Annotated in this window: 18 protein-coding genes and 1 tRNA gene; 14 read left to right on the top strand and 5 right to left on the bottom strand. The window is 72.7% G+C overall.

The window, feature by feature from the left end; translation table 11 throughout:
* Nucleotides 1–211 precede the first annotated feature (211 nt).
* The 8 genes from MTQ01_RS19510 (at nucleotide 212) to MTQ01_RS19475 (ending at nucleotide 10,907) form a co-directional block, all read left to right on the top strand.
* Nucleotides 212–1,480, top strand: coding sequence for an alanine racemase (locus tag MTQ01_RS19510; RefSeq protein ID WP_247491954.1), 1,269 nt, complete (start codon nucleotides 212–214; stop codon nucleotides 1,478–1,480).
* Nucleotides 1,477–3,438, top strand: a complete 1,962-nt coding sequence (locus MTQ01_RS19505; RefSeq protein WP_247491953.1) for an IucA/IucC family protein — start codon at nucleotides 1,477–1,479, stop codon at nucleotides 3,436–3,438. The genes MTQ01_RS19510 and MTQ01_RS19505 overlap by 4 nt, the downstream gene beginning before the upstream one ends.
* Nucleotides 3,435–4,829 carry a lysine N(6)-hydroxylase/L-ornithine N(5)-oxygenase family protein gene (locus tag MTQ01_RS19500; RefSeq protein ID WP_247491952.1) on the top strand — a complete coding sequence of 465 codons (1,395 nt, stop codon included), beginning with the start codon at nucleotides 3,435–3,437 and terminating at the stop codon, nucleotides 4,827–4,829. Before MTQ01_RS19505 ends, MTQ01_RS19500 begins: the two co-directional genes overlap by 4 nt.
* Nucleotides 4,826–6,418, top strand: coding sequence for a hypothetical protein (locus tag MTQ01_RS19495; protein WP_247491951.1), 1,593 nt, complete (start codon nucleotides 4,826–4,828; stop codon nucleotides 6,416–6,418). Before MTQ01_RS19500 ends, MTQ01_RS19495 begins: the two co-directional genes overlap by 4 nt.
* Nucleotides 6,415–8,271, top strand: coding sequence for an IucA/IucC family protein (locus MTQ01_RS19490; protein ID WP_247491950.1), 1,857 nt, complete (start codon nucleotides 6,415–6,417; stop codon nucleotides 8,269–8,271). Before MTQ01_RS19495 ends, MTQ01_RS19490 begins: the two co-directional genes overlap by 4 nt.
* Nucleotides 8,268–9,632 carry a glutamine synthetase family protein gene (locus MTQ01_RS19485; RefSeq protein WP_247491949.1) on the top strand — a complete coding sequence of 455 codons (1,365 nt, stop codon included), beginning with the start codon at nucleotides 8,268–8,270 and terminating at the stop codon, nucleotides 9,630–9,632. Before MTQ01_RS19490 ends, MTQ01_RS19485 begins: the two co-directional genes overlap by 4 nt.
* Before the next feature lie 559 nt (nucleotides 9,633–10,191).
* Nucleotides 10,192–10,404, top strand: a complete 213-nt coding sequence (locus MTQ01_RS19480) for a hypothetical protein (protein WP_247491948.1) — start codon at nucleotides 10,192–10,194, stop codon at nucleotides 10,402–10,404.
* The gene (locus MTQ01_RS19475; protein ID WP_247491947.1) at nucleotides 10,401–10,907 is read left to right on the top strand and encodes a type II toxin-antitoxin system HicB family antitoxin; all 507 of its coding nucleotides are present in this window, start codon (nucleotides 10,401–10,403) and stop codon (nucleotides 10,905–10,907) included. The genes MTQ01_RS19480 and MTQ01_RS19475 overlap by 4 nt, the downstream gene beginning before the upstream one ends.
* A gap of 551 nt (nucleotides 10,908–11,458) precedes the next feature.
* On the opposite strand, the gene MTQ01_RS19470 is transcribed toward MTQ01_RS19475, so the two are convergent.
* Together MTQ01_RS19470 and MTQ01_RS19465 are read right to left on the bottom strand one after the other, a co-directional pair.
* On the bottom strand, nucleotides 11,459–12,670 hold the full coding sequence (locus MTQ01_RS19470; protein WP_247491946.1) for an acyl-CoA dehydrogenase family protein: 1,212 nt from the start codon (nucleotides 12,668–12,670) through the stop codon (nucleotides 11,459–11,461).
* 14 nt (nucleotides 12,671–12,684) lie between these two features.
* Nucleotides 12,685–13,146 (bottom strand): SCP2 sterol-binding domain-containing protein, encoded by a 462-nt coding sequence (locus MTQ01_RS19465; protein ID WP_247491945.1) that lies wholly within the window; start codon nucleotides 13,144–13,146, stop codon nucleotides 12,685–12,687.
* A gap of 68 nt (nucleotides 13,147–13,214) precedes the next feature.
* On the opposite strand from MTQ01_RS19465, the gene MTQ01_RS19460 reads away from it, so the two are divergent.
* The gene (locus MTQ01_RS19460; RefSeq protein ID WP_247491943.1) at nucleotides 13,215–13,874 is read left to right on the top strand and encodes a TetR/AcrR family transcriptional regulator; all 660 of its coding nucleotides are present in this window, start codon (nucleotides 13,215–13,217) and stop codon (nucleotides 13,872–13,874) included.
* Nucleotides 13,875–14,054: 180 nt separating this feature from the next.
* Here MTQ01_RS19460 and MTQ01_RS25000 read toward each other — a convergent pair whose 3' ends face one another.
* Both MTQ01_RS25000 and MTQ01_RS19450 read right to left on the bottom strand, forming a co-directional pair.
* Nucleotides 14,055–14,930: a MaoC/PaaZ C-terminal domain-containing protein gene (locus tag MTQ01_RS25000; protein WP_282613865.1), complete on the bottom strand. Its 876-nt coding sequence runs from the start codon at nucleotides 14,928–14,930 to the stop codon at nucleotides 14,055–14,057.
* 4 nt (nucleotides 14,931–14,934) lie between these two features.
* Nucleotides 14,935–16,284 (bottom strand): 3-oxoacyl-ACP reductase, encoded by a 1,350-nt coding sequence (locus MTQ01_RS19450; RefSeq protein ID WP_247491941.1) that lies wholly within the window; start codon nucleotides 16,282–16,284, stop codon nucleotides 14,935–14,937.
* Nucleotides 16,285–16,358: 74 nt separating this feature from the next.
* Here MTQ01_RS19450 and MTQ01_RS19445 point away from each other — a divergent pair, with 74 nt between their 5' ends.
* From MTQ01_RS19445 to MTQ01_RS19430, 5 genes are all read left to right on the top strand, one after another.
* Nucleotides 16,359–17,669, top strand: coding sequence for an acetyl-CoA C-acetyltransferase (locus MTQ01_RS19445; RefSeq protein ID WP_247491939.1), 1,311 nt, complete (start codon nucleotides 16,359–16,361; stop codon nucleotides 17,667–17,669).
* A gap of 104 nt (nucleotides 17,670–17,773) precedes the next feature.
* Entirely contained in the window at nucleotides 17,774–19,690 is a 1,917-nt protein-coding gene (locus MTQ01_RS19440) for a long-chain fatty acid--CoA ligase (protein WP_247491937.1), read from the top strand.
* A 196-nt stretch (nucleotides 19,691–19,886) separates the two neighbouring features.
* On the top strand, nucleotides 19,887–20,864 hold the full coding sequence (locus MTQ01_RS19435) for a hypothetical protein (protein ID WP_247491935.1): 978 nt from the start codon (nucleotides 19,887–19,889) through the stop codon (nucleotides 20,862–20,864).
* Between the two features lie 352 nt (nucleotides 20,865–21,216).
* Nucleotides 21,217–21,330 carry a putative leader peptide gene (locus tag MTQ01_RS25320; protein WP_374207802.1) on the top strand — a complete coding sequence of 38 codons (114 nt, stop codon included), beginning with the start codon at nucleotides 21,217–21,219 and terminating at the stop codon, nucleotides 21,328–21,330.
* Nucleotides 21,331–21,715: 385 nt separating this feature from the next.
* Complete coding sequence (locus MTQ01_RS19430) at nucleotides 21,716–22,606, top strand: glutathione S-transferase C-terminal domain-containing protein (protein WP_247491933.1); 891 nt, start codon at nucleotides 21,716–21,718, stop codon at nucleotides 22,604–22,606.
* 143 nt (nucleotides 22,607–22,749) lie between these two features.
* Here the strand turns inward: MTQ01_RS19430 and MTQ01_RS19425 are convergent.
* Nucleotides 22,750–22,821, bottom strand: a tRNA-Cys gene (locus MTQ01_RS19425).
* Between the last annotated feature and the right edge of the window lie 10 nt (nucleotides 22,822–22,831).

The following is a 22,831-nucleotide window of genomic DNA, read 5'->3' as shown; positions in this document are numbered from 1 at the left end:
GACGTACGGTACCGGTCGCGCGGTGCGTGCGGGACCGGCTCCGTGGGCGGTGCGCCGCCCGCACCGCGTCCCGCTCGCCCGCACGGTCCGTGGCCTCCGTACAGTCCTTGTCCGTCAGCCGGTCTCCCGCGGCCGGTCCGTCAGCACTCGTCGGGCGACGCACCAGTCGGCCCACTCGTCCTTTCCGTCACCGAGACTCGAAGGCAGCACCGTGTCCGTTGAGTTCCCCCCGTCCGCCGCCCCGCGTTCCGCGTACCCCGCCGATGCACTGCCCGAGGCCGTCCGCGAACGGCTGCGGGAGCTCTCCGCGCGCAGCGAGGAGCCGCTGGCCACGTATCTCTACGACGGCGAGGTGGCCGCGGGACGCGCCCGCGAACTGCGCGCCGCACTGCCCGAGTGGGCGCAGGTCTACTACGCGGTGAAGGCGAACTCCTTCCCCGGCGTACTGGCCGCGCTCGCCCCGCACGTGGACGGGTTCGAGGTCGCCTCGCGCTCCGAACTTGCCCTGGCCCGCGAGGCGTTGGCGCCCGGCGCGACGGGATCGGGTTCGGGCCCGGCGGGGACGCTCGCGGTGGTGGCAGCCGGCCCCGCCAAATCCGTGCCGGTGTTGACCGACCTGGTGCGCGCCGAGGTCGAGTCCATCAACGCCGAGAGCCTGCTGGAGCTGCACCGGATCAGCGCCGTCGCCGTCGAGCAGGGCACCACGGCCCGGGTCGCGCTGCGGGTCAACCCCCAGAACATCCCGGTCACCGGCTCCCTGCACATGGGCGGGGAGCCCTCGCAGTTCGGCGTCCCCGAGCCGGACGTGCCGGAAGTGCTCACCGAGGCCGCCCGGCTGCCGGGGCTCGACCTCGTCGGCTTCCACATCCACGCCGCCTCCAACAACCTGGACGCCGTCAGCCAGGCCGCGTATCTGCGCTGGTGCGTCGAGTGGTCCGCCGCGACGGCTGCCGCGCACGGCATCGAGCTGCGCCAGATCGACATCGGCGGCGGCATCGGCGTCAACTTCGAGGGCGAGGAGCCCTTCGACACCACCCGATTCGGTGAACTCATCGCTCGGTCCGCGCCGCCCGAGGGGGCCCGCGTGATCATGGAGCCGGGCCGCTTCCTGGTCGCCGACTGCGGCTGGTACGCGGCCGAGGTCACCGATGTGAAGTCCTCCTACGGGCATGCGTACGCGATGCTGCGCGGCGGCATCAACCACTTCCAGCTGCCCACCTCCTGGGACATCGTGCACAACGTCGCGGTGCTGCCGATCGACGCGTGGCCGGCCGGGCTGCCGCGCCCCGAGGCCGCCCGGACCCGGGTGACCGTCGTCGGGGAGCTGTGCACCCCCGAGGACACCCTGCTGCGGGAGGTGCACATCGACCGGGTACGGGCGGGGGACCTGGTGGTCTTCCCGTACTCCGGCTCCTACGGCTGGGAGTTCGCGATGCCGCACTTCCTCGGCCACCCCGCCGCCGAGCGGACGATGCTGTGACCGCCGGCCCCCGGCCCGTTCGGCCGCAGGCCACCGAGCCCGCGCCCGAGCGGACCGCCGCCGCGCCCGAACCGCCGCCCCTCCCCGCCCCGTTGAACGCCTCGCACCCACCGCTCGCCCCACAACAGCACACGGCCCCCGACCCGCCGGAGGCCCCCGACCCGCTGGACGACCCGCGCCCGCTGGACGGCCCCGATCCGCTGGACGACCCCGACCCGGCGCGCGCCGGTGACTCGGCGGCCTGCGAGTCGTTGCTGCGGGCGTACGTGCGGGAGACCGGCACCGAGGTGCCGGTGGCCGGAGCGCCGCTCGAACTCGCCCTGCCCGCAAGCGGGTTCGGGCTGAGCGTCCCGGTGCGGCACCGCTCGCGCACCGGCTGGCACCGGTTCGGCACGCCCACCGTGGTCACGCCGGCGGGAGCCGCGCCCGCGGACGTGGCGCTCGTCGCCGCGGCGGCGGTCCGCGAGACGACGGTGACCCGCGGAGTGCCGCCGCACCTGGGGACCGACGCGGTGGCGCGGGTGCTGAACTCCGCGCAGCGCACCACCGCCCATCTGGCCGCGCGCCGCGCAGAGCCGGACCCGCCGGGCGCCGCGGAGCCGGGGTTCGTGGAGAGCGAGCAGGCGCTGCTGCTCGGCCACCCCTTCCACCCCGCCCCCAAGAGCCGGGAGGAGGCGTCGGAGGCCGAACTGCGCGACTGCTCGCCCGAGTTGCGCGGCTCCTTCGCGCTGCACTGGTTCGCCGCCGATCCGTCGATCGTCGTGGGCGAGTCCGCGGACGGACGCGAGGCCGCCGAACTGCTCGGCGAGCTGGGCCGGTTCGCCGGTCTCGACGGCGACGGACTGCTGCCGCAGGGGATGCTGGCGCTCCCCGCCCACCCCTGGCAGGCCAGGGACATCCTGCAACGGCCCGCGGTACAGGGCCTGTTGGCCGACGGCACCCTGCGCTCACTGGGCGCACACGGGCCCCGGTGGTCGCCCACGTCCTCGCTGCGCACCGTCCACCACCGGGCGAGCGAGACGATGCTCAAGCTCTCCCTCGGCATGCGCATCACCAACTCCCGCCGCAACAACCTGCGCGGCGAGATGCGCCTGGGCGTCGGCGCGGCGCGGCTGCTGGCCGCCGGGCCCGCAGACTGGCTGCGCCGCGAGCACCCGGAGTTCACCGTGCTGCGCGACCACGGGTGGTTCTCCGCCGGTCCCGGCCGGGAGGAGACCGGACTGGAGACGTCGCTGCGGGACAACCCGTTCACCTCCGGCGGCCCGGCCGGCCTGTGCGTGGCCGGCCTGCTGGCCGAACGCACCGGCCCCGGCGACGGCTCGCCTCCCCGCCACCGCGCACTGCTGTGCCGCGCGGTGGAGCACACCGCCGCCCGGCACGGACTGTCCACCGGCCAGGCGTCGGCGCGCTGGCTCGATCGCTACCTCGACGTGCTCGCCGTACCGCTGCTGCGGCTCCAGGCCCGCTACGGCCTCGCGCTGGAACCGCACCACCAGAACACCCTGGTCGCCCTCGGCCGGGACGGACTTCCCGAGGCCGGCTGGTACCGGGACAGCCAGGGCTACTATCTGGCCGCCTCCCGTGCCGAGGAGCTGGAGGCGCTGCTGCCCGGCGTGGCCGACGGGGTGGAGCTCGTCTTCGACGACGCCCTCGTCGACGAACGCGTCGTCTACTACCTGGGCATCAACAACCTGCTCGGTCTGATCGGTGCCTTCGGCGCCCTGCGGCTGGCCCACGAGGAGGACCTGCTCCGGCGGCTGCGCGCGCGTCTGGAGCAGCTGCGCGCCACCGAGCCCGGCGTACGGGGGGTGCTCGACCTGATGCTCGACGCTCCCACCCTGCGCTGCAAGGGCAACTACCTCACCTGTGTCGACGGCCTCGACGAGCTCGTCGGCGACGTCCACACCCAGTCCGTCTACGTCGATCTCCCCAACCCTCTCGCGGAGGCCACGCGGTGACCGCTTCCACTGACCACCCCCGCTACGACCTGGTCGGCGTGGGCATCGGCCCGTTCAACCTGTCGCTGGCCGCGCTCGCCGACGGCGCCCCCGGGCTGAGCACGCTCTTCCTCGACGCCAGGCCCGCCTTCTCCTGGCACCCCGGCCTGCTGCTGGAGGGCACCGTCCTCCAAGTCCCCTTCCTCGCCGACCTGGTGACGATGGCGGACCCGACCAGTCGGTGGTCGTATCTGAACTATCTGCGCGCCCACGACCGGATGTTCCCCTTCTTCTTCTCCGAGCGCTTCCACATCCCGCGCCGCGAGTACGACCACTACTGCCGCTGGGTGGCGCAGTCGCTGCCCTCCTGCCGCTTCGACGCCCGGGTCACCGAGCTGCGCTGGGAGGAGTCGGAGCAGGCGTTCGCGCTGGTGCACCGCTCGGCGGAGGGCGCAGAGCAGCTGGTGTACGCCCGGCAGGTCGTCCTCGGGGTCGGCACCACTCCGCAACTCCCGGCGCCGCTGCGGCAGTTCCTCACCGAGGAGCACCGCGGGCGGGTTCTGCACAGCGCCGACTACGGACACCACCGCGCAGCTCTGGCGCAGGCGGAGGACGTCACGGTGATCGGCGCCGGGCAGTCGGGCGCCGAAGTGGTGCTGGACCTCGTGCGGCAGCAGGACGGCGAGGGCTCGGGCGGCCCGTACGTGCGCTGGCTCGCGCGCACCCCGGCGTTCGCGCCGATGGAGTACTCCAAGCTCGGGCTGGAGCACTTCACCCCGGACTACATCCACTACTTCCGCGCGCTGCCAGAGGAGCGGCGCGAGGAACTGGTCGCCCAGCAGTGGCAGTTGTACAAGGGCGTCAGCGCCGAGACGCTCGCCGACATCCACGACGAGCTCTACGAGCGCACCATCGGCGGCGGCGCACCCCGGGCCGGGCTGCACCCGGGAGTGGAGCTGCTGACCGCCGAGCGGGAGGGCCGGGGGTATCTGCTCACCTGCCGCCACCGCCAGCAGGACAGCGAGTTCACCGTGCGCACCGACGCCGTCGTCTCGGCCAGCGGATACGCCGCCCGGCGCCCGGACTTCCTGGACGGCCTCGCCGAGCTGGTCGACTGGGACGAGCGGGGACGCTACCGGGTCGACGGGGAGTACCGGGTCGCGCTGGACGCCCGCGTGGTCGGCAACCTCTACGTGCAGAACGCCGAGATGCACACCCACGGCGTCGGCGCCCCCGACCTCACCCTCGGCGCCTGGCGGGCCGCGACCATCCTCAACTCGGCCGCCGACCGGGTCGTGCTGCCCGTTCCCGAGCGGGCGGCCTGGACCACCTTCGGTGCCCCCGACCCGGGCGTCCGGGCGGTGCCCACCGCGCGCGACGGCGCCGAGGAGCAGACGGGCAGCCACCCGTGACCGCTTCCCCGGCCGCGGCACCCGCACCGGAGACCGGCGGCGGGCGCCGCGCACGACTGGTGCTGATCTCGGTGATCGGCCTCTACCTGGTCTCCGAGACCGCGCTGGCGCCGTTCCTGCCGCAGCTCTTCGAACGGCTCTACGACATCGACGACCCCTCGGCCACCGGCGTCTACCTCTGGGTCTGCCGCGTCGTCGGACTCGCGGCGCTCCCGCTGTGGGGACTGGCCGCGCGCCGCTGGCCGCTGCACCGACTGGTCCTCACCGGGCTGTGCGGGGCCGCGGTGCTCGACCTCTCGCTCGGTCTGGCGCCGAGCCACGCGGCGTTCACGGCCCTCTCCGCCGCCTCCGTCGCCACCAACGCCGCGCTGCTGCTGGCCTATCCCGCCTTCATCGCCGAGCACGCCCGGCACCACAGCCGGCAGCGGAGCGCCGGACTGCCGAAGGCCGCGGACGACGGCGACGAAGCGCGACTGGCGGGCATCTGCGCGGTGGTCGTGGTCTTCCACCTGTCGATCGTCGCCTCCACGATGGTCGGCGCCGGAGTGCTGGCCCTGCCCGACCCCCGTATCGGCATCTCCGCCTTCGCGCTGCTCGACGTGGTCCTCGCGGTCCTGATCCACCGATCGCTCGGCCGCCTGCCGGCACGCCCCGAGGCGACGACGGCCGCCCCCGCCGCGGCCCCGGCGACCACCGCGGCGGCGCCCGGTGCGCCGGTCACACCCGCCGACTCGTCCGTCGCGCCGCCCGCCGACCCGCCCGCCGGCGCGCTGCGTCCCGGCCGGCGCGGCTGGCTGCTGCTCCTCGCCCAGGTCGCCCTGATCGGCGTCGCGTTCGACTTCGCCGCGGCGCTGGTGCGCCCCTTCTTCACGGCGTACGCCCTGGACCTGGAGAGCGGGGCGACCGGCGCCGCCGTGCTGTTCTTCCTGCCCAGCGTGGCGGCGCTGGCGGTGCTGCCGCTGGCCGCGCGCTGTCGGCGGCTGCTCGGCGAACGGCTGCTGCCCGCCGGCCTGTTGCTGACCGCCGCCGGGCTCTGGTGGCAGTACGCGGCCGACTCGGTGCCCGGACTGGTCTGCGGCAGGCTGCTGTTCGGCCTGGGGCTCGGGCTGGCGCAGGTCGCCGTCGAGCTCCGGATGTTCCGCGCCACCGGTACGGCCGGCCCGGCGTTCACCGTGGTCCAGACCGTGCGGTCGGCCGGCCTGATCGCGGCGCCGCTGATCGCGGCCACCGCGGTCGCCCGGGACCTCGCCCTGCCGCTCGCGCTCGCCGCGCTCACCCTGGTGGTCGCGGGCCTGCTCGCCGCTCTGCGGCCCGGCGCCGCCCGCCGCTCGGACATCCCTCGCCCGGACCCCCGTCGCCGGGACGTCCCCCGCCCGGACGCCCCCGGCGCCCGTTCCGGCTCCACCCGCCCCGAGAACGTCAACACGCCCACCGGCGGCGGGGGTTCGGCGGCCCCGGGCACGTCCGCGTCCGCCCCGCCCGTGCCCGCCGGCGCTCCCGGAGCGTCCGCCCCGACCGCCCACGTGTCCGCACCCGTCGCCGTCCGCGTACGTCCCGGCCGCGGCCTTCCGGAGGAGAAGCAGCAGTGAACCCATCCACCCACCAGGCATGGCAGCGCGCAGGCGAGCGGCTGCTGCTCAAGGCGGTCGAGGAGTTCGCCTACGAGGAGCTGCTCGTCCCAGTGGCGGACGATCCCGCCGAGGAGTCCGAGGGCGAAGAGGCGTCGTACCGGCTGGAGTTCGGGCCGGTCCGCTGGACCTTCCGCGCCCGTCGGGGCACCTTCGGCACCTGGCGCGTCACGTCCGGCAGCTTGGCCCGCCACCCCGTCGCCGAGGGCGAGGCGGGACCCGAACGGCTGCTGCTGGACGCCCGCGCCGTGCTCGACTGGGACGGGCCCACCACCGCCGAGGTGCTGCGCGAACTCACCGCCACCCGCCGGGCGGACGCCCGTTCGCTGGCCACCGCGCTGCCCGCGGCCGCGCTCGCCGACCTGGACCACCTCGATCTGGAGGCCCACCAGGACGGCCACCCCTGCATGCTCCTCAACAAGGGCAGACTCGGCTTCTCCGCCTCCGACACCGCCGCCTACGCACCGGAGTCCGCCGGCGAGGTACGGCTGGTGTGGGTCGCCGCGCACACCTCGCTGGCCGCCTATTCGGGCGTCCCGGGGCTGGACGCCGAAACCCTGCTCGGCGAGGAGCTGGACCCCGCCGTCCGAGAGGCCTTCGCCGACGCGCTGCGCGAGTCGTGCGCGGTCGGCGGTCTCGAGCCGGAGGACTTCGTCTGGCTGCCGGTGCACCCCTTCCACTGGGACGAGGCCGTCTCCACCCTCTACTGCGCGGAGCTCGCCGAGGGACGCATCGTCCACCTGGGGGAGGGGCCGGACCGCTACCGGCCCCTCCAGTCCATACGCACCCTGGCCAACCTCGACCACCCCGGGCGCCGCAACGTCAAGGTGCCGTTGATGATCCGCAACACCCTGGTCTGGCGCGGACTCTCGCCGGCGCCCACGCACGCCGCACCCGACATCAGCCACTGGCTGCACCGGCTCCGTGCCGAGGACCCCTTCCTCTCCGAGGAGCTGCGCTTCCACCCGCTCGGCGAGGTCGCCGCCGTCTCGGTGCGCCACCCGCTCTACGAGTCGGTCGCCGACGCCCCCTACCGCTACCACGAGCTGTTCGGCGCGGTGTGGCGCGAACCGGTGAGCGAGCTGCTCGGCGAGGGCGAGCGGGCCCGCACGATGGCCGCGCTGCTGAAGACCGGTTCCGACGGGGCCACCCTGGTGGGCGAGTTGGTCGACCGCTCCGGGCTCTCCGCCGTGCAGTGGCTCGACCGCTTCCTCCGCGCCCTGCTGCCGGGACTGCTCCACCACCTCTACCGGTACGGTGTCGCCTTCTGCCCGCACGGCGAGAACACGGTGATCCTCTACGACGCCCGGGACGTCCCGATCGGCATCGCGGTCAAGGACTTCGCCGAGGACGTCAACCTGCTCCCCGGCGAACTGCCCGAGTACGCCGCGCTGACCGACCGCGCCCGCGAGGTGCTGCTGCGCTGGCCCGCGCACGAGCTGGCGCACTCGTTGCTGAGCGCCGTCTTCGCCGGCCACTTCCGGTTCTTCGCCCCGCTGCTGGCAGACGAACTCGACGTGCCGGAGCCGGAGTTCTGGTCCATGGTGCGCCGGGAGATCGAGCGCTACCACGACAGCCGGCCCGAACTGGCCGACCGCTTCCCGGAGTTCGGGCTGCTGGCCGCCGACTTCGACCGGGTGGCGCTCAACCGCGAGCAGCTGCTCGGCGGCGGCTTCCACGACCGCGCCGAGCGCGACGAGGGGTTCGACGTCGTCCACGGCCGTATCGCCAACCCGCTCGCCGCAGCAGGCACTTCGGCCGCACCCGCCACGTCCGCCGCCGCATCCGGCACGTCCCCCCGGGAGACCCGATGACCACCGACGCCCCGCCCCTGGAACGACTGCGCGCGGAGGTCGCCGCCGGCCGGGTGCAGGAGGTCATCGTCGCGGTGCCCGACCTCCAGGGACGTCTCCAGGGCAGCCGGCTCTCGGCGGAGCACTTCCTCGACGAAGCCGCCGAGGAGGGGTTCGGCGCCTGCGTCTACCTGCTGGCCACCGACGCCGAGATGGAGACCGGGCCCGGTTACGCCATCGACGCCTGGCAGTCGGGCTTCGGCGACTTCGTACTGCGCTCCGACCCGGCCACCCTCAGGTTCCTGCCCTGGGACGAGGGCACCGCACAGGTCATCGCGGACGCCACCTGGCCCGGCGGGGATCCGGTGGAGATAGCCCCGCGCCGCGTGCTGCGCACCCAGCTGGACCGGTTGGCCGACCGCGGACTGACCGCCTTCGCCGGCACCGAGCTGGAGTTCCTGGTCTTCGACGAGACCTACCAGCAGGCCTGGGACCGCAACTACCACGGGCTGCGCCCCGCCACCCGGTACAACGTCGACTACGCCCTCCAAGGCCTGTCCTCCATCGAGCCCGTGGTGCGGCGCATCCGCCGCGAGATGGTGCGCGCCGGGCTGCGGATGGAGACCGCGCGCGCCGAGGTCCACCCCGGCCAGTACGAGATCGTCTTCCGCTACGCAGAGGCGATGGAGACCTGCGACAACCACGTCGTGTTCAAGAACGGCGCCAAGCACATCGCCGCCGAGATGGGCCACGCCCTGACCTTCATGCCCAAGTTCGACGAGGGCGAGGGCAACTCCTGCCATCTGCACCTCTCGCTGCGCGGCACCGACGGCAGCGCGGCCTTCGCCGAGGAGGACGATCCGGCGCAGATGTCCGCGCTGATGCGGCACTTCGTCGCCGGGCAGCTGGCCTGCATGGCCGATTTCGCGCTGCTGATGGCGCCGAACATCAACTCCTTCAAACGCCTCCAGCCCGGCGCCTTCGCCCCCACCGGCATCGGCTGGGGCCGCGACAACCGCACCTGCCCCGTACGCGTCGTCGGCAGCGGCCACTCGCTGCGCCTGGAACACCGGGTGCCCGGCGGGGACGCCAATCCCTATCTGGCGGTGGCCGCGGCCGTGGGCGCGGGGCTGTACGGCATCGACAACACCCTGCCGCTGCCCGCGCCGCACAGCTCCAACGCGCTGGCCGACCCCGAGGTGCCGCAGCTGCCGCGCACCCTCACCGAAGCGCTGCACCGCTGGGAGTCCAGCGAGATCGCCGCCGCGGTCTTCGGCGAGAGCGTGGTGGCGCACTACGCGCGTGCGGCACGCACCGAACTGGCCGCCTTCGAGCGCTCGGTCACCGACTGGGAGCGCGTCCGCGGCTTCGAACGCCTCTGACCCCGCCACGGCGCACTGTCCGGCTCCGCGCAGCCCGCGCGGCGGCGTGCGCACCTGCGGCACACGCACGTGCGGGGCCGTCAAGCAGCGGCGGTATGCCGCTGCTTGCACCGAAAGGGCCGTCCTCCCGAGTGGGCGGCCCTTTCGTATGCCAGGGCAAGGCCCACTCGTACTGGCCGCCCTGCCGGCGCCCGCACCCGCAGCGGGTGAGCGGCTGGTCGGTGCGCGAAGCACTGTCCCCGGCCGAGTGCAGCTGGATGGGGTGATGAGCCCCGGGGCGCTCTGATGTCGAAGCGCTTTCTGCGTGCGGCCGCCACATCCCGGCAGTGCGTCCTGCTCGATCTCGCCCCTGAGGCGGGCCGGGAACCGGGCACACTCGCAGATCCGCCGAAGCTTCGCCGACGGCGCGGTCTCGAGTCCGGCGAGGGCGCACTTGGGCACGGCGCTGAACGCGGAGAGCCCAACCACGCGGTCAGGCAAGGACACGGGGGCGTCGCATCCGGAATCGGCCTGTCTGGCTCAAATTGACTTGACTTGTCCAGTGTTCCTAGACCTATCTGTGAAGCACGGAGTTCTGGTCAAGAAGATCAGAGACGCCGCGAGTGCTCAGGGCATCGACTTCGAGATGAAGCGCCAGAAGGGCAGCCACCAGATGTGGTGCTGCGGCGACATCTCCGTCGTGATCCCCAAGCACGCCGAGGTCAACGAGATGACAGCCGAGGGGATCTGCAAGCGGTTGGAGACAGCGCTTGGGAAGGACTGGTGGCGATGAGAACCTACGAAGTCACGGCCCGCCGCTCCGGCGACTGGTGGGCGCTCGAAGTACCCGAACTTCCCGGAGTTTTCAGCCAGGCGAAACGCCTCGACCAAGCCGACGAGGTTGTGCGGGAAGCCATTGCTGCCATGACCGACGTCGAACCCGAGGATGTGCGGGTCCGTGTTGCGCCGGTGCTCTCCGCCGAGGAGCGAGAGGCCCTGGCGCGAGTCCGAGAGGCGCGGGCGGAATCGGAGAGGGCCGCGGCCAAGGAGCGCGAAGCCATGCAGTCCGCGGCGGCGATGCTCGCCGAAGGGCTGAGTCAGCGGGACACTGGACGCATCCTCGGCGTCTCGTTCCAGCGCGTCTCCCAGTTGATAAAGGAACGTTCCAAGGGTGAAGCGCTGAAGGCTGAGGGGGCGAAGACCAACCGCGGCTCACGCCGGGCCGAGTCGGATCGGGCGGAGGAAACGGCTGCACCTGAGTCCGCACCCCGCGGGGAGACACGCTCGGCAGCCTGATGCCCAGACCGGAGGTGCCCCATCCAGCTGGATGGGGCACCTCCGGTCTGGGTGTCGCCTGTGAACGCAGCCCCATCACACACCGGTTCACGGCCTCGAACGCTCGCAGCTCAAGACCGTCGGCGCGCAGTTCCAGCACCGTTGTGACGAGTTCGCCGTCCTCCCGTCGGCGCGGTGCCGGCCCGTGGCGGTCCTGGCGCGCGACGGCGTCGCCCCGGGTCCGGGCCACGCGTCGGACAGTGGCTGCCGACGAACGGGGCTCGGAAGGAGATTCCCGGGCTGGGCGCGCATCACCCCGCAGGGTGTGGAGGCGCCCGGTCGCAGGCGACGTCGGCGACTGGGCGGCGGATCGTCGCGCGTCTGGAGGAGGTGCGGCGGGCGGCGGATGCGTCCGGACGTGGTTGAGCGGGGGTACGAGTTGTACCCCCGCTCAACCAGGAGACGCGGTGTGTCTCCCAGAACCCTCCCGACGCCCGTCGACAGGACGCGACACGCCAGTCGAGTCTCCGCGGGGTTCAGGCGTCCGCGGAGAGGTGCGATGTCGTCCGACCTCAGCGGATGTGCCGCCCGGAGATGGCTCGGGCGATGACCAGCCGCTGGATCTCGCTGGTGCCCTCGAAGATCGTGTAGATCTTGCTGTCGCGGTACATCCGCTCCACCGGGTGCTCCCGGCTGTAGCCCGCGCCGCCGAGGACCTGGATCGCCTTCTCCGTGGCGCTGACGGCGAGTTCGCCGGCCCGCAGCTTGGACATCGAGCCCTGCCCCGCGGTGAAGGACTTCTCGGTGCGCGCCATCCACGCCGCCTGCCAGATCAGCAGCCGTACGGCCTCGATCTCGGTGCGCAGGTCGGCCAGGGTGAAGGCGATGGACTGGTTGTCGATGATCGGTCGGCCGAACGCCTCCCGCTCACCGGCGTACTCCAGCGCGTACTCGTATGCGGCGCGGGCGATGCCGAGCGCCTGGGCGCCGACGGTCGGTCGGCTGACCTCGAAGGTCGCCATCGCCGCCTGGCCCTTGGAGGTCCTGCCCTCGCGGGCGGCTGCCAGTCGGCGGTCGAGGCGCTCCTTGCCGCCGAGGAGGCAGTTGCCCGGCACTCGTACGTCGTCCAGGAAGACGTCGGCGGTGTGCGAGGCGCGCAGCCCCAGCTTCTTGATCTTGCGACTGCCCTCCAGTCCCGGAGTGTCGGGCGGCACGATGAACGCGGCCTGTCCGCGCGCACCGAGTTCGGCGTCGACGGAGGCGACCACGACGTGGATGTTGGCGATGCCGCCGTTGGTGATCCACGCCTTCTGGCCGCTGAGGACCCACTCGTCCTTGGCCTCGTCGTACCGGGCGCGGGTGCGCATGGCCGAGACGTCGGAGCCGGCCTGAGGCTCGGAGACGCAGAAGGCGGCGAGCTGCGGCTCGGACTCGTCGCCGAAGCACTGGGGGACCCACTCGGCGAGCTGGTCGGGAGTGCCGGCGGAGAAGATCCCGGCGACCGCGAGGGAGGTGCCGAAGAGCGACATGCCGATGCCGGCGTCGCCCCAGAACAGTTCCTCGTTGGCGATCTGGAGCGACAACCCGGTCGGGTCGCCGAAGAGTTCGGCGAGCGACTCGAAGCCGTAGAGGCCGATCTTCGCGGCCTCCTGGATGACCGGCCAGGGGGTTTCCTCGCGCTCGTCCCATTCGGCCGCGGCGGGGCGTACGACGTCGGCGGCGAAGCCGTGCACCCACTCCCGCAGGTCCTTCTGGTCCTCGTCGAGTTCGAGAGAGAAGCTCATGTGCGGTGCGCCCCTCAGGCCTTGGGGATGTCGAAGAGCCGCGTCAGACCGGAGGCGAGCGCGACATCGCCGGCGATCTTCAGCTTGCGGGTCATGAACATGGTGACCGGGCTGGAGTTGCCGGAGACGAGCTTGAGGAACTCCGCGTCGCCCATCAGCAGGGTCACGCGGGGTTCGGCGTCGCTGCGGCCCTCGGTGACGGTGCAGGTGCCGCCCGAGATCAGGGTCTCGTAGACGACCTCGCTCTCGCCGTCGATCTTCCAGCGGATCAGGGCCTCGGTGGAGCCCGCCGCCTCCGCCTTGAACTGCTTCTCCATGCGGCCGAAGACCTCGCTGAGCACGCGGGTCCGCAGCTCGCCCTGCGCCAGCTCCTTGATCTCCTTGGTGGAGAGCTTCTTGACGATGCGGGCGAACTCCTCGGGGGAGACGCTGGCGAAGTCGAGCTTGCTCAGATCGCTGGTGATGTCGTCAGCCATGACCGATCCTTACTGAGAAGTAATCTTACTGCGAAGTAAGGTAGCTCGGGCTGGGTAGGCTGGCAAGGGTGAAGGAGCAACGCAAGCGCAGAGTGCCACGGAGGATCCGCGAACAGCAGATCATCGACGTGGCGGTGACGGTCTTCTCCAAACGCGGCTACCACGCCGCCTCGGTGGACGAGATCGCCGACCTCGCGGGCATTTCCAAGCCGATGGTCTACCTCTACCTGGAGTCCAAGGAAGGTCTGTTCGTCGCCTGTCTGCGGCGCGAGGCCGAGCGCCTGGTGACGGCGTTCCAGGCCGCTGCGCGTGGTCAGCAGGGGCCGGACGCGAGGCTGTACGCAGGGCTCGGGGCCTTCTTCGGCTTCGTCTCCGAACACCGGGACAGCTGGGTGGTGCTGCACCGTCAGGCGTCCGAGCTGAGCGAGACCATCGCGGGCGAAGTGGCGCTCGCCAGGCGGGCGGTGATGGAGCAGGTCGCGGGGCTGATCAGCGACGGCATCGCGGAGAGCGGCAGCACCGCCGATCTGCGCGAGGAGGACGCCGACTTCGTCGCGCACGCGCTGGTGGGCGCCGCCGACTACGTGACCGACTGGATGGAGCGCCATCCGGGCCAGGCTCCCGAGGCCGTCACCCTGCGGCTGATGAACATGCTCTGGGTCGGCATGCGCAACGTCCTGAACGGAGAGGCGTGGCTGCCGCCGGTCGCACCGGACCCGCCGCAGTGACCCCGGCCCCCACGCCGGACCCGATCCAGGCCCAGACCCCGGGCCAGACCCAGACTCCGGGCCCGCCGCCCGCGCCCGCCAACGGGGGCGGCGCCGTACGGAGTTGACGACCCGTACGGCGCCGAGCCCTCCGGCCGGGGCCTCCGGCCGAGTCCTCCGGTCGCGGCCGGCGGAGACCTGTCAGTCCAGCGCCGTCAGTGAGCCGCGCAGATGCTCGCGCTCCTTGCCGCTCGCGCCGCGCAGCCCGAAGTGCCAGTCCCGGCCGGTCTGCGCGGCCGCGAACCGCACCGAGGCCGGAAGCAGCACCGGAGACCTGAAGGCGACCTCCACCCGGTACGCCTCCGGGAGCCGCTCCGAGAGCGCGGCCAGGCAGCGGGCCTTGGTCCACATGCCGTGTGCGATCGAGCTGCGGAAGCCGAACGGCCTTGCGGCCAGCGGGTGGAGGTGGATCGGGTTGCGGTCGCCGGAGACCGAGGCGTACCGGCGTCCGACCGAACCGGGCACGTGCCACTCCTGGGTCAGTCCGGCGTCCTCGAAGGAGGCCGCGGGCGGTTCGGCGCGCCCGGATCCGGCGGCCTCCTCCCCGTCCCCGCCCCGGCGCAGATACGTGCTGGTCGAACGCCAGACGGTGGCGGTGCCGTCGTCGGCCTCGGCCCTGATGTCGAAGACCCTGCCCCTGGGGTGCGACCGCAGGTCCTGCGCCCACACCTGGTACGTGAGAGTCTCGCCGGCCCGGAGGGGGCGCAGCTGCTCGATCGTGTTGGACACATGCACCAGGCCGAGCAGCGGGAAGGGGAAGTCCGCCGCCGTCATCAGGGCCATCGACGGCCCGAAGGCGACCATGTGCGGATACGTGGCCGGCAGCACCGAGTGCTCCTGGAAGCCGCAGACCCGGGCGTACTCGGCCAGGTGCTTCTCGCTCGCGGTCCGGCCGCGCAACACCAGTCGCCTGTCCGGCAGTTCGCGCGGTGCGCCCTTCTTGGGCAGCACCGCCCTGAGGTACATGCCGGCGAGTCCCGGCGCCCCGGTGAGCTCCTGTGTGGTGTACGCGCTCATCCCCTCACGCCCCCAACAGGCCCTGGCCGCACACCCGCAGGACCTGGCCGGTCACCGCGCCGCTGGCCGGGGACGCGAAGTAGGCGACCGCCTCGGCGACGTCGACCGGCTGCCCGCCCTGCTTCATGCTGTTCAGACGGCGTCCGGCCTCGCGTATGAAGAGCGGCACCTGGGCGGTCATCTGCGTCTCGATGAAGCCCGGCGCCACCGCGTTCACGGTGACCGAGCGGTCCGCGGTGTACGGCGCCAGCGAGCGGACGTGGCCGATGAGGCCGGCCTTGCTGGCGGCGTAGTTGGTCTGGCCCACGTTGCCCGCGATGCCGCTGATGGAGGAGACGCAGACGATGCGCCCGCCCTCGGCGACGACCGGGTCCTTCTCGTCCAGCAGCCGGTCGTTGAGCCGCTCGACGGAGGAGAGGTTGACGGCCAGTACGGAGTCCCAGCGGTCGCGGCTCATCCGGCCCAGGGTCTTGTCCCGGGTGATGCCGGCGTTGTGCACGACGATGTCCGCGCCGCCGTGCTTCTCCAGGAGCTCGCGGGCCAGTTCCTGCGGGGCGTCCTCGGCGGTGACGTCCAGTTCCAGTGCGCTGCCGCCGATCCGCTGCGCCACCGCGCGCAGTTGCTCGCCCTGGGCTGCGATGTCCAGGCAGACGACGTGGGCGCCATCGCGGGCCAGTGTCGCGGCGATGACCTCGCCGATGCCGCGCGAGGCGCCGGTCACCACGGCGGTTTTTCCCTCCAGCGGCAGGTCCCAGCTCTGCGGGGCGCTGCCCCGGTCGCCGTCCACCACGAGGACCTGGCCGGAGACGTAGGCCGAGCGCGGCGAGAGCACGAAGCGCGTGGTCGACTCGATCGCCTCCTCCGAACCGGGTGCCACCAGCAGCAGTTGGGCGGTCGCGCCGCGCCTGAGCTCCTTGCCCGCCGACCGTACGAAGCCCTCCAGCGCGCGCTGGGCGGCGGCCTCGCGGGCGGTGGTCGTGTGCTCCGGGGGAGTGCCGATCACCAGCAGCCGGCCGGAGGGGGCCAGCGAGCGGATGCGCGGGTGGAAGAAGGTGTGCAGCGCGTGCAGTTCGTCGCTGTGGCGGATGCCGGTGGCGTCGAAGACCAGCGCGTCGGGGCGGTGGTCGGCGCGCGGCTCGGTGCCGCTCTCGACCTGGGCACCGGCTGCCTCCAGCTGGCTGTGCAGCGACTTCAGCACGCGCCCGGAGGGCTGACCGCCCAGCACGATCGGGCCGGGGAAGGCGGGTGCGCCGGGGAGATGGCGACGCAGCGGTTCGGGCTGGGGAAGGCCCAGCCGCTTGGCGAGGAAGCCTCCCGCACCCCCGGAGGTCAGTTTTTGGTAGCGGTCAGCCATTGATTTCTCCCTACGCGTGAGTAAGTTTACCCAACAGTAAGAACTGTACGGTCAGACCACAAGGAGCAGCAGACATGGCTTCGATCGGGCGCCGCGTCGCGATCATCGGCGGTAACCGCATTCCGTTCGCCCGCTCGGACGGTGCCTACGCCACCGCCTCCAACCAGGAGATGCTCTCGGCTGCCCTGGGCGGGCTGGTCGACCGGTACAACCTGGCCGGAGAGGTGCTCGGCGAGGTCGCCGCGGGCGCGGTCCTCAAACACAGCCGGGACTTCAACCTGGTGCGCGAGGTCGTCCTCGGCAGCGAACTCGACCCGCGGACACCGGCGTACGACCTCCAGCAGGCGTGCGGCACCGGCCTGGAGGCGGTCGTCCTGGTCGCCAACAAGATCGCGCTCGGCCAGATCGACGCCGGTGTCGCCGGCGGCGTCGACACCGCGAGCGACGCACCGCTCGCCCTCAACGACCAACTGCGCAAGGTGCTGCTGCGCACCCGGCGGGCCAAGAGCGTGCCCTCCAGGCTCGGTTCGCTGGCCGGGATCAGGCCGCGTCACGTGGTGCCCGAGATCCCGCAGAACTCCGAGCCGCGCACCGGGCTCTCGATGGGCGAGCACGCCGCGGTCACCGCCGCGCAGTGGGGCGTCACCCGCGAGGACCAGGACCTGCTCGCCGCCACCAGCCACCAGCGCCTTGCCGCCGCCTGGGAACAGGGCTTCCAGGACGACCTGGTGACGCCCTTCCGCGGCCTGGAGCGCGACCAGAACCTGCGTCCGGACAGCAGCGTCGAGAAGCTCGCCAAGCTCAAGCCCGTCTTCGGCGGCTCCGGCGGCACCATGACCGCCGGCAACTCCACTCCGCTCACCGACGGCGCCTCCACCGTACTGCTGGCCTCCGAGGAGTGGGCCGCCGAGCGCGGACTGCCGGTGCTCGCCTATCTGCGCGCCTCGCGCACCGCCGCGGTGGACTTCGTCGGCGGCCGGGACGGTCTGCTGATGGCTCCGGTGTACGCGGTGCCCCGGCTGCTGGAGGACGTCGGCGTGCGTCTGGGCGACCTCGACTACTACGAGATCCACGAGGCGTTCGCCTCCCAGGTGCTGGCCACCCTCGCGGCCTGGGAGGACGCGGACTTCTGCGCCGAGCGGCTCGGTCTGCCGGAGGCGCTCGGCAGCGTGGACCGCGACCGGCTGAACGTCAACGGCTCCTCGCTGGCCGCCGGTCACCCCTTCGCCGCGACGGGCGGACGGATCGTGGCCAACCTCGCCAAGCTCCTCGACCAGAAGGCCCGCGAGCGCGGTCCGGCCGAGGACGGCGGCCCGGTCGCCCGCGGACTGATCTCGCTGTGCGCCGCCGGCGGGCAGGGAGTGACGGCCGTACTGGAGCGCTGAGTCGGACCGCCCGGGGGAGCCCGCCGCACACCGGCGGCGGGCACTTCATCGACCACGACCGCGACCCGCAGACCGACGCACGAGCCGCGAACAGGAGCCACAGGATGGGCGTACGCAAGGACCTCAAGAGGGCGCAACAGCATCCCGAACTCGCCGACCGGGTGAAGGTGGAGACCGTCAAGGAGGGCGGCGTCGTACGGGAGGCGCGCGCCTCCCGCCTGGTCGAGCCGCCGGCGAGCGGCAGCACCGCCGACATCCCGTTCACCAACGCCCAGGAGCAGCCCGGGACGCTCGCGCTGCGCCGCCGCACCGCCGACGGCTGGGACGAGGTCAACGCGAAGGTCTTCGCCGACGAGGTGAACGCCGCGGCCAAGGGCCTGATCGCCGCCGGGCTGGAGCCCGGCGGGAGGGTCGCGCTGATGTCGCGCACCCGCTACGAGTGGGCGGTTCTGGACTTCGCCATCTGGGCCGCGGGCGGCCAGACGGTGCCGATCTACGCCACCTCCTCCGCGGACCAGGTCCGCTGGATCCTCCAGGACTCCGACGCGCGGCTGGTGGTCGCCGAGACCCCGGAGAACGCGCAGACGGTGGAGCTGGCGGCCGAGGCGCTGGAGGAGGACCGCCGGATCTGGCAGCTGGACGCCGGCGGCATGGACGAACTGGCCGCCGCCGGGCGGGAGATCGACGACGCGGAGGTCACCCGCCGCCGCGCGGCGCTGACCCCGGACTCCATCGCCACCATCTGCTACACCTCCGGCACCACCGGCCGTCCCAAGGGCTGCGTGCTGACCCACGGCAACCTGCTCGCCGAGGCCGCGAACACCATCGAGCTGCTGCATCCGGTCTTCCGCGAGGTGACCAAGCAGGACGCCTCGACGCTGCTCTTCCTCCCGCTGGCGCACATCCTGGGTCGCACCATCCAGATCGCCTGCCTGATGGCGCGCATCGAGGTCGGGCACTGCCCGAGCATCAAGCCCGACGAACTCCGGCCCGAACTGCGCAGCTTCCGGCCGACGTTCGTGGTCGGCGTGCCGTACCTCTTCGAGAAGATCCACGACGCCGGCCGGGCCACCGCGGAGAACCTGGGGCGCGGCGCCTCCTTCGAGCGCGCCGACCGGATCGGCGTCAACTTCGGGGAGGCGTCGCTGGCGAAGTACCTGGGCACGGGCGCCGGCCCGAAGCTGGGGCTGCGACTGGCGGCGGGCCTGTACGACCTGCTGGTCTACCGCCGCATCCGCAAGGAGCTCGGCGGTCGGCTCAGCTACGCCATCAGCGGCGGCTCTCCGCTCGACAAGCGGCTGAGTCTCTTCTTCTACGCCGCGGGCATCGTCATCTACGAGGGTTACGGACTGACCGAGACCACCGCCGCGGCGACCATCACCCCGCCGCTGAGCCCGCGTCCGGGCACCGTCGGCCAGCCGGTCCCCGGCACCACCATCAGGATCGCGGACGACGGCGAGGTGCTGATCAAGGGCGGCATCGTCTTCGGTGAGTACTGGAACAACCCGGCCGCCTCCCAGGAGGTGCTGCACGACCAGTGGTTCGCCACCGGCGACCTCGGCGCGCTCGACGAGGACGGCTACCTCAGCATCACCGGTCGCAAGAAGGACATCCTGGTCACCTCCGGCGGCAAGAACGTCTCGCCCGCGGTGCTGGAGGACCGGCTGCGCAGCCGTCCGCCGGTCGGGCAGTGCATCGTGCTCGGCGACGGACGCTCCTACATCTCCGCCCTGGTCACCCTGGAGCCGGAGGCCAGGGAGCACTGGCTGGCGGTGCGCAAGCGGCCCAAGGACACCCCGCTCTCCGAGCTGCGCGAGGACCCGGAGCTGATCGCGGACGTCCAGAAGGCCGTCGACTACGCCAACGAGGCGGTCTCCAAGGCGGAGTCGATCCGCAAGTTCCGCATCATAGACGGGGAGTTCAGCGAGGAGAACGGCATGCTCACGCCCTCGCTGAAGGTGAAGCGGGCCGCGGTGCTCAAGGCGCACGAGTCGGAGATCGAGGCGCTCTACGGGCGCTGACCACTCGGGCACGAAGAGCGGTGCGGCGTCCCCCGGGGTGCCGCACCGCTCGTGGTTCGGGCCGGTCCGCTCGTGGTTCGGGGCCGGTCCGTGCTCCCCGAGTGGCTTGAACCTGCCTGCTTTTCACGGATCCGTACTGCTGCGAGCATGACAAGCGCCAGTGATTGTCCCGTACACGAGTGACAGCGAGGCAGTGATGAGGAGCAACCGGAATGACACGGAGCAACCCGCGAGGCAGACCGACCCGGCGGCCGCCGTGCCCGACAGCGCGTCCGCGACCGGCGGAAAATCGTCGTTCGACGACATCTACGACCAGCCCGACCCCCGTGCGTACTACCGCACCCTGCGACCGTACGAGTACCGAATCCCGCACCACGCACAGCAACTGACCCGCCGTCTGCTGGGCACCAAGCCGCTGGTTGCGGCTGCCGAGCGCGGCCCCCTCGCAGTGCTCGACCTGTGCTGCTCCTACGGGCTGAACGCCGCCCTGCTCAACCACGCGCTCACCCTGGACGACCTCTACCGCCACTACGCACGGCACGACACCGGCGCCGAGGCCGCGGACCCGGGCGGCAGCGCGACCACCCGGCCCGGTCCGGCCGAACTCCTCGCCGTCGACCGGGAGTTCTACGCCGCACACCGCCGCTACGACGCCGTGCGGACCCTCGGCCTGGACGCCGCCGCGAACGCCGTCGGCTACGCCCGGGACGCCGGCCTCCTGGAGCGGAGCCACCACGAGGACCTGGAGCGGAACGAACCCAGCGAGGCACTGAAAGCGGCGCTCGGCGGCGTCTCGCTGGTCACCGTCAGCGGTGGCGTCGGCTACGTCACCGAACGAACCTTCGCCCGGCTGGTGCGCCATCTGCCGCCGCACGCCTGGGTGTTGGCGCTGGTGCTGCGCACGGTCGACTACGGCGGGATCGTCCGCACCCTCGCCGAGCACGGGCTCACCACGGTCCGCGGCCCGGGCACCCACCGACAGCGCCGCTTCACCTCCGCCCAGGAGCAGCGGCACGCTCTCGAGGCGGTCCGGGCGGCCGGTCTGACGCCCGAGGGGTACGAGGCGGACGGCTACTACCACGCCGAACTCTGGCTCTCCGGCCCCGGCGACCGCGAGTCCGTCCTCGCCGTGCTCGACGAGGTAGCCGTACCCGACGAGGCCTCCGGCGGCTGAACCGCCCGCCGGGCTCCGGGCCGCCGCCGGGCCGGCCGCGGGTGCCGGCGGCGGACCGGTCGGACCGCCGCCGGGTTCCGGGCATCCGACGGGCAAGGCTCGAAGGGTCGTCGGGGCGCCGCAACCGCGGTGACAGCCGGCTTCTCGCGACGGGAAGCACCGGCCGCGGTCGATCAACCGCGGCCGGCGGCACCGGAGTTCAGGGGCGCCCGACGGTGAACAGGCGCTCTTGACCGGTTCCCGGGACTCACGGAGACTCGGCAGGAAGCGCCGGTACGGGCTTCGGCGGCCGACGAGGGCCGTCCGCCGCCGAGCCCTTCCGGGCTCGGCATCGACCGACAGACGGGATGCCATGACCGGCGCACCGGCACAGACGCACAGCGAGGCGGTCGAGAAGCCGCCCGTGTGTCCGCTGCTGACCTGTCGTCGCCACATCGATCTGCTGCGGGTCGCCGGCGCGAGCTAGGCCCCGCATCGGCCTCCCCCTCCGCTTCCGGGCGGAGGGGGAGGCGTGCGTGCGCCCCGACGCCGCCCGTGTCCGGGCGAGCAGAGCCCGCGCATCTCGACGCGGCACGCGGGGGTTCCACACTTCGCCCCTCCCTGCCCCGCCCGGTTCGGCCCGTCCCGCTCCGACCTCCGCGCACCTGGCGCCACGGCGCGCCCACCGCTCCGGCAGCGGTGCCCGTACGCGTCGACGCAGCTTCGCCGTCGCGTGCCCGGCCGACTCGCGCACCCGCCTGCCGACCGCCCCGTCAGCCAGTCGTCCGTCCCCACCCGTCGTCCGTGCCCGCCCGCTGTCCGCAGCCGCCATGCGAACCCGTGTCTCGACCCGCCTCTCCAAGGAGCCAGTCATGTCGGGAAAGAACGCACCCGCACCCACCACCCCCGGTTTCAACGGCCGCCTCGGTGACGCCCGAAGCGGCGGCTTCTATCCCGCTCCGCAGCGGTACGGGCTCCATCTCGCACTCTCCTGCCCGTCCGGGCTGCGCATCGCGATCACCCACGCGCTGCTGCGGCTCGAGGACCGAGTCGCACTGCACCTGTTGCCACCGGTTCCGGGGGAGGGCGGCGACCATCCGGAGCTGCGCCCCTGGTACCAGGCGTCCCGCCACGGCCATCCCGGCCCGTACACCGCGCCGCTGCTCACCGACGCCTGGACCGGCCGTATCGTCAGCGACCGGCCCGGCGACATCGTCACCGACCTCGCCACGCACTACGGGGACGCGCGTGAACTCCTGCCCGTCGGCGCCTCGCAGCGGTCCCTGGCGCGGGAGCTGGCGGAACTGTTCGACCGGGACATCGGCGAGGCCGCCGGACTCGCGGGCGAGGCCGGCCCCGGGGCCGCCGAGGCACTCGAAAGGCTGCTGACCGCACTCGGTTCGCTCGAAACACTGCTGGAACGCCGCCCGTACACACTGGGGGAGCGACTGACGACCACCGACGTCCATCTGTGGACCACCCTCGTACGGCTGGACCACGTGGACCGCTGGCACCTCGACGCCGCGGCCACCCGCCGGATCGCCGCGCACCCCCGACTCTGGTCCTGTGCAAGGAGGTTGCTCGCTCTGCCGGAGTTCGGGCAGCAGCTGCGCACCTCCGACATCCTCTCCCGGCACCATGTGCACTGCCGGGGTCTCGAGGCGGCCGGAGCGGCGGTGCGCATCATCGACTGGCAGCGTCCCGCCCCGCCGCCCGAGACGCGCTCCGAGCAGCGCAGCCCCGTCGCCGGAAGCCGCCGCTAGCCGGAGCCGCGGGCTGCTCGACCGGCGTGTCCTCGCGGGTCGCCGGAGACTGTGCCGGCTGCCGCGGGTGGCGCCGCGCGGCCGGGCGGCGGTGCGCGTCAGCCGGGTCCGGACGAGCGTTCCGGCCCGGCTGACGCGACCCGAGACCGTGGCGGGATTCGAACCCGCGTAACCCGCTTTGCAGGCGGGCCCCTGAGCCACTCGGGCACACGGTCCTGCGCCGGG

It is taken from the genome of Streptomyces sp. XM4193, assembly GCF_023072595.1.
GTDB lineage: Bacteria > Actinomycetota > Actinomycetes > Streptomycetales > Streptomycetaceae > Streptomyces.
The sequence above is the reverse complement of the archived record's forward strand: the minus strand, read 5'-3'. Positions and strand labels throughout refer to the sequence as shown.

What these genes read in the sequence shown, in the direction of transcription:
- MTQ01_RS19485 (WP_247491949.1), top strand. Translation starts at nt 8,268, where the DNA reads ATGACCACCGACGCCCCGCCCCTGGAACGACTGCGCGCGGAGGTCGCC.
- MTQ01_RS19475 (WP_247491947.1), top strand. Translation starts at nt 10,401, where the DNA reads ATGAGAACCTACGAAGTCACGGCCCGCCGCTCCGGCGACTGGTGGGCG.
- MTQ01_RS19470 (WP_247491946.1), bottom strand. Translation starts at nt 12,670, where the DNA reads ATGAGCTTCTCTCTCGAACTCGACGAGGACCAGAAGGACCTGCGGGAG.
- MTQ01_RS19465 (WP_247491945.1), bottom strand. Translation starts at nt 13,146, where the DNA reads ATGGCTGACGACATCACCAGCGATCTGAGCAAGCTCGACTTCGCCAGC.
- MTQ01_RS25000 (WP_282613865.1), bottom strand. Translation starts at nt 14,930, where the DNA reads ATGAGCGCGTACACCACACAGGAGCTCACCGGGGCGCCGGGACTCGCC.
- MTQ01_RS19450 (WP_247491941.1), bottom strand. Translation starts at nt 16,284, where the DNA reads ATGGCTGACCGCTACCAAAAACTGACCTCCGGGGGTGCGGGAGGCTTC.
- MTQ01_RS19445 (WP_247491939.1), top strand. Translation starts at nt 16,359, where the DNA reads ATGGCTTCGATCGGGCGCCGCGTCGCGATCATCGGCGGTAACCGCATT.
- MTQ01_RS19440 (WP_247491937.1), top strand. Translation starts at nt 17,774, where the DNA reads ATGGGCGTACGCAAGGACCTCAAGAGGGCGCAACAGCATCCCGAACTC.
- MTQ01_RS19435 (WP_247491935.1), top strand. Translation starts at nt 19,887, where the DNA reads ATGAGGAGCAACCGGAATGACACGGAGCAACCCGCGAGGCAGACCGAC.
- MTQ01_RS25320 (WP_374207802.1), top strand. Translation starts at nt 21,217, where the DNA reads ATGACCGGCGCACCGGCACAGACGCACAGCGAGGCGGTCGAGAAGCCG.
- MTQ01_RS19430 (WP_247491933.1), top strand. Translation starts at nt 21,716, where the DNA reads ATGTCGGGAAAGAACGCACCCGCACCCACCACCCCCGGTTTCAACGGC.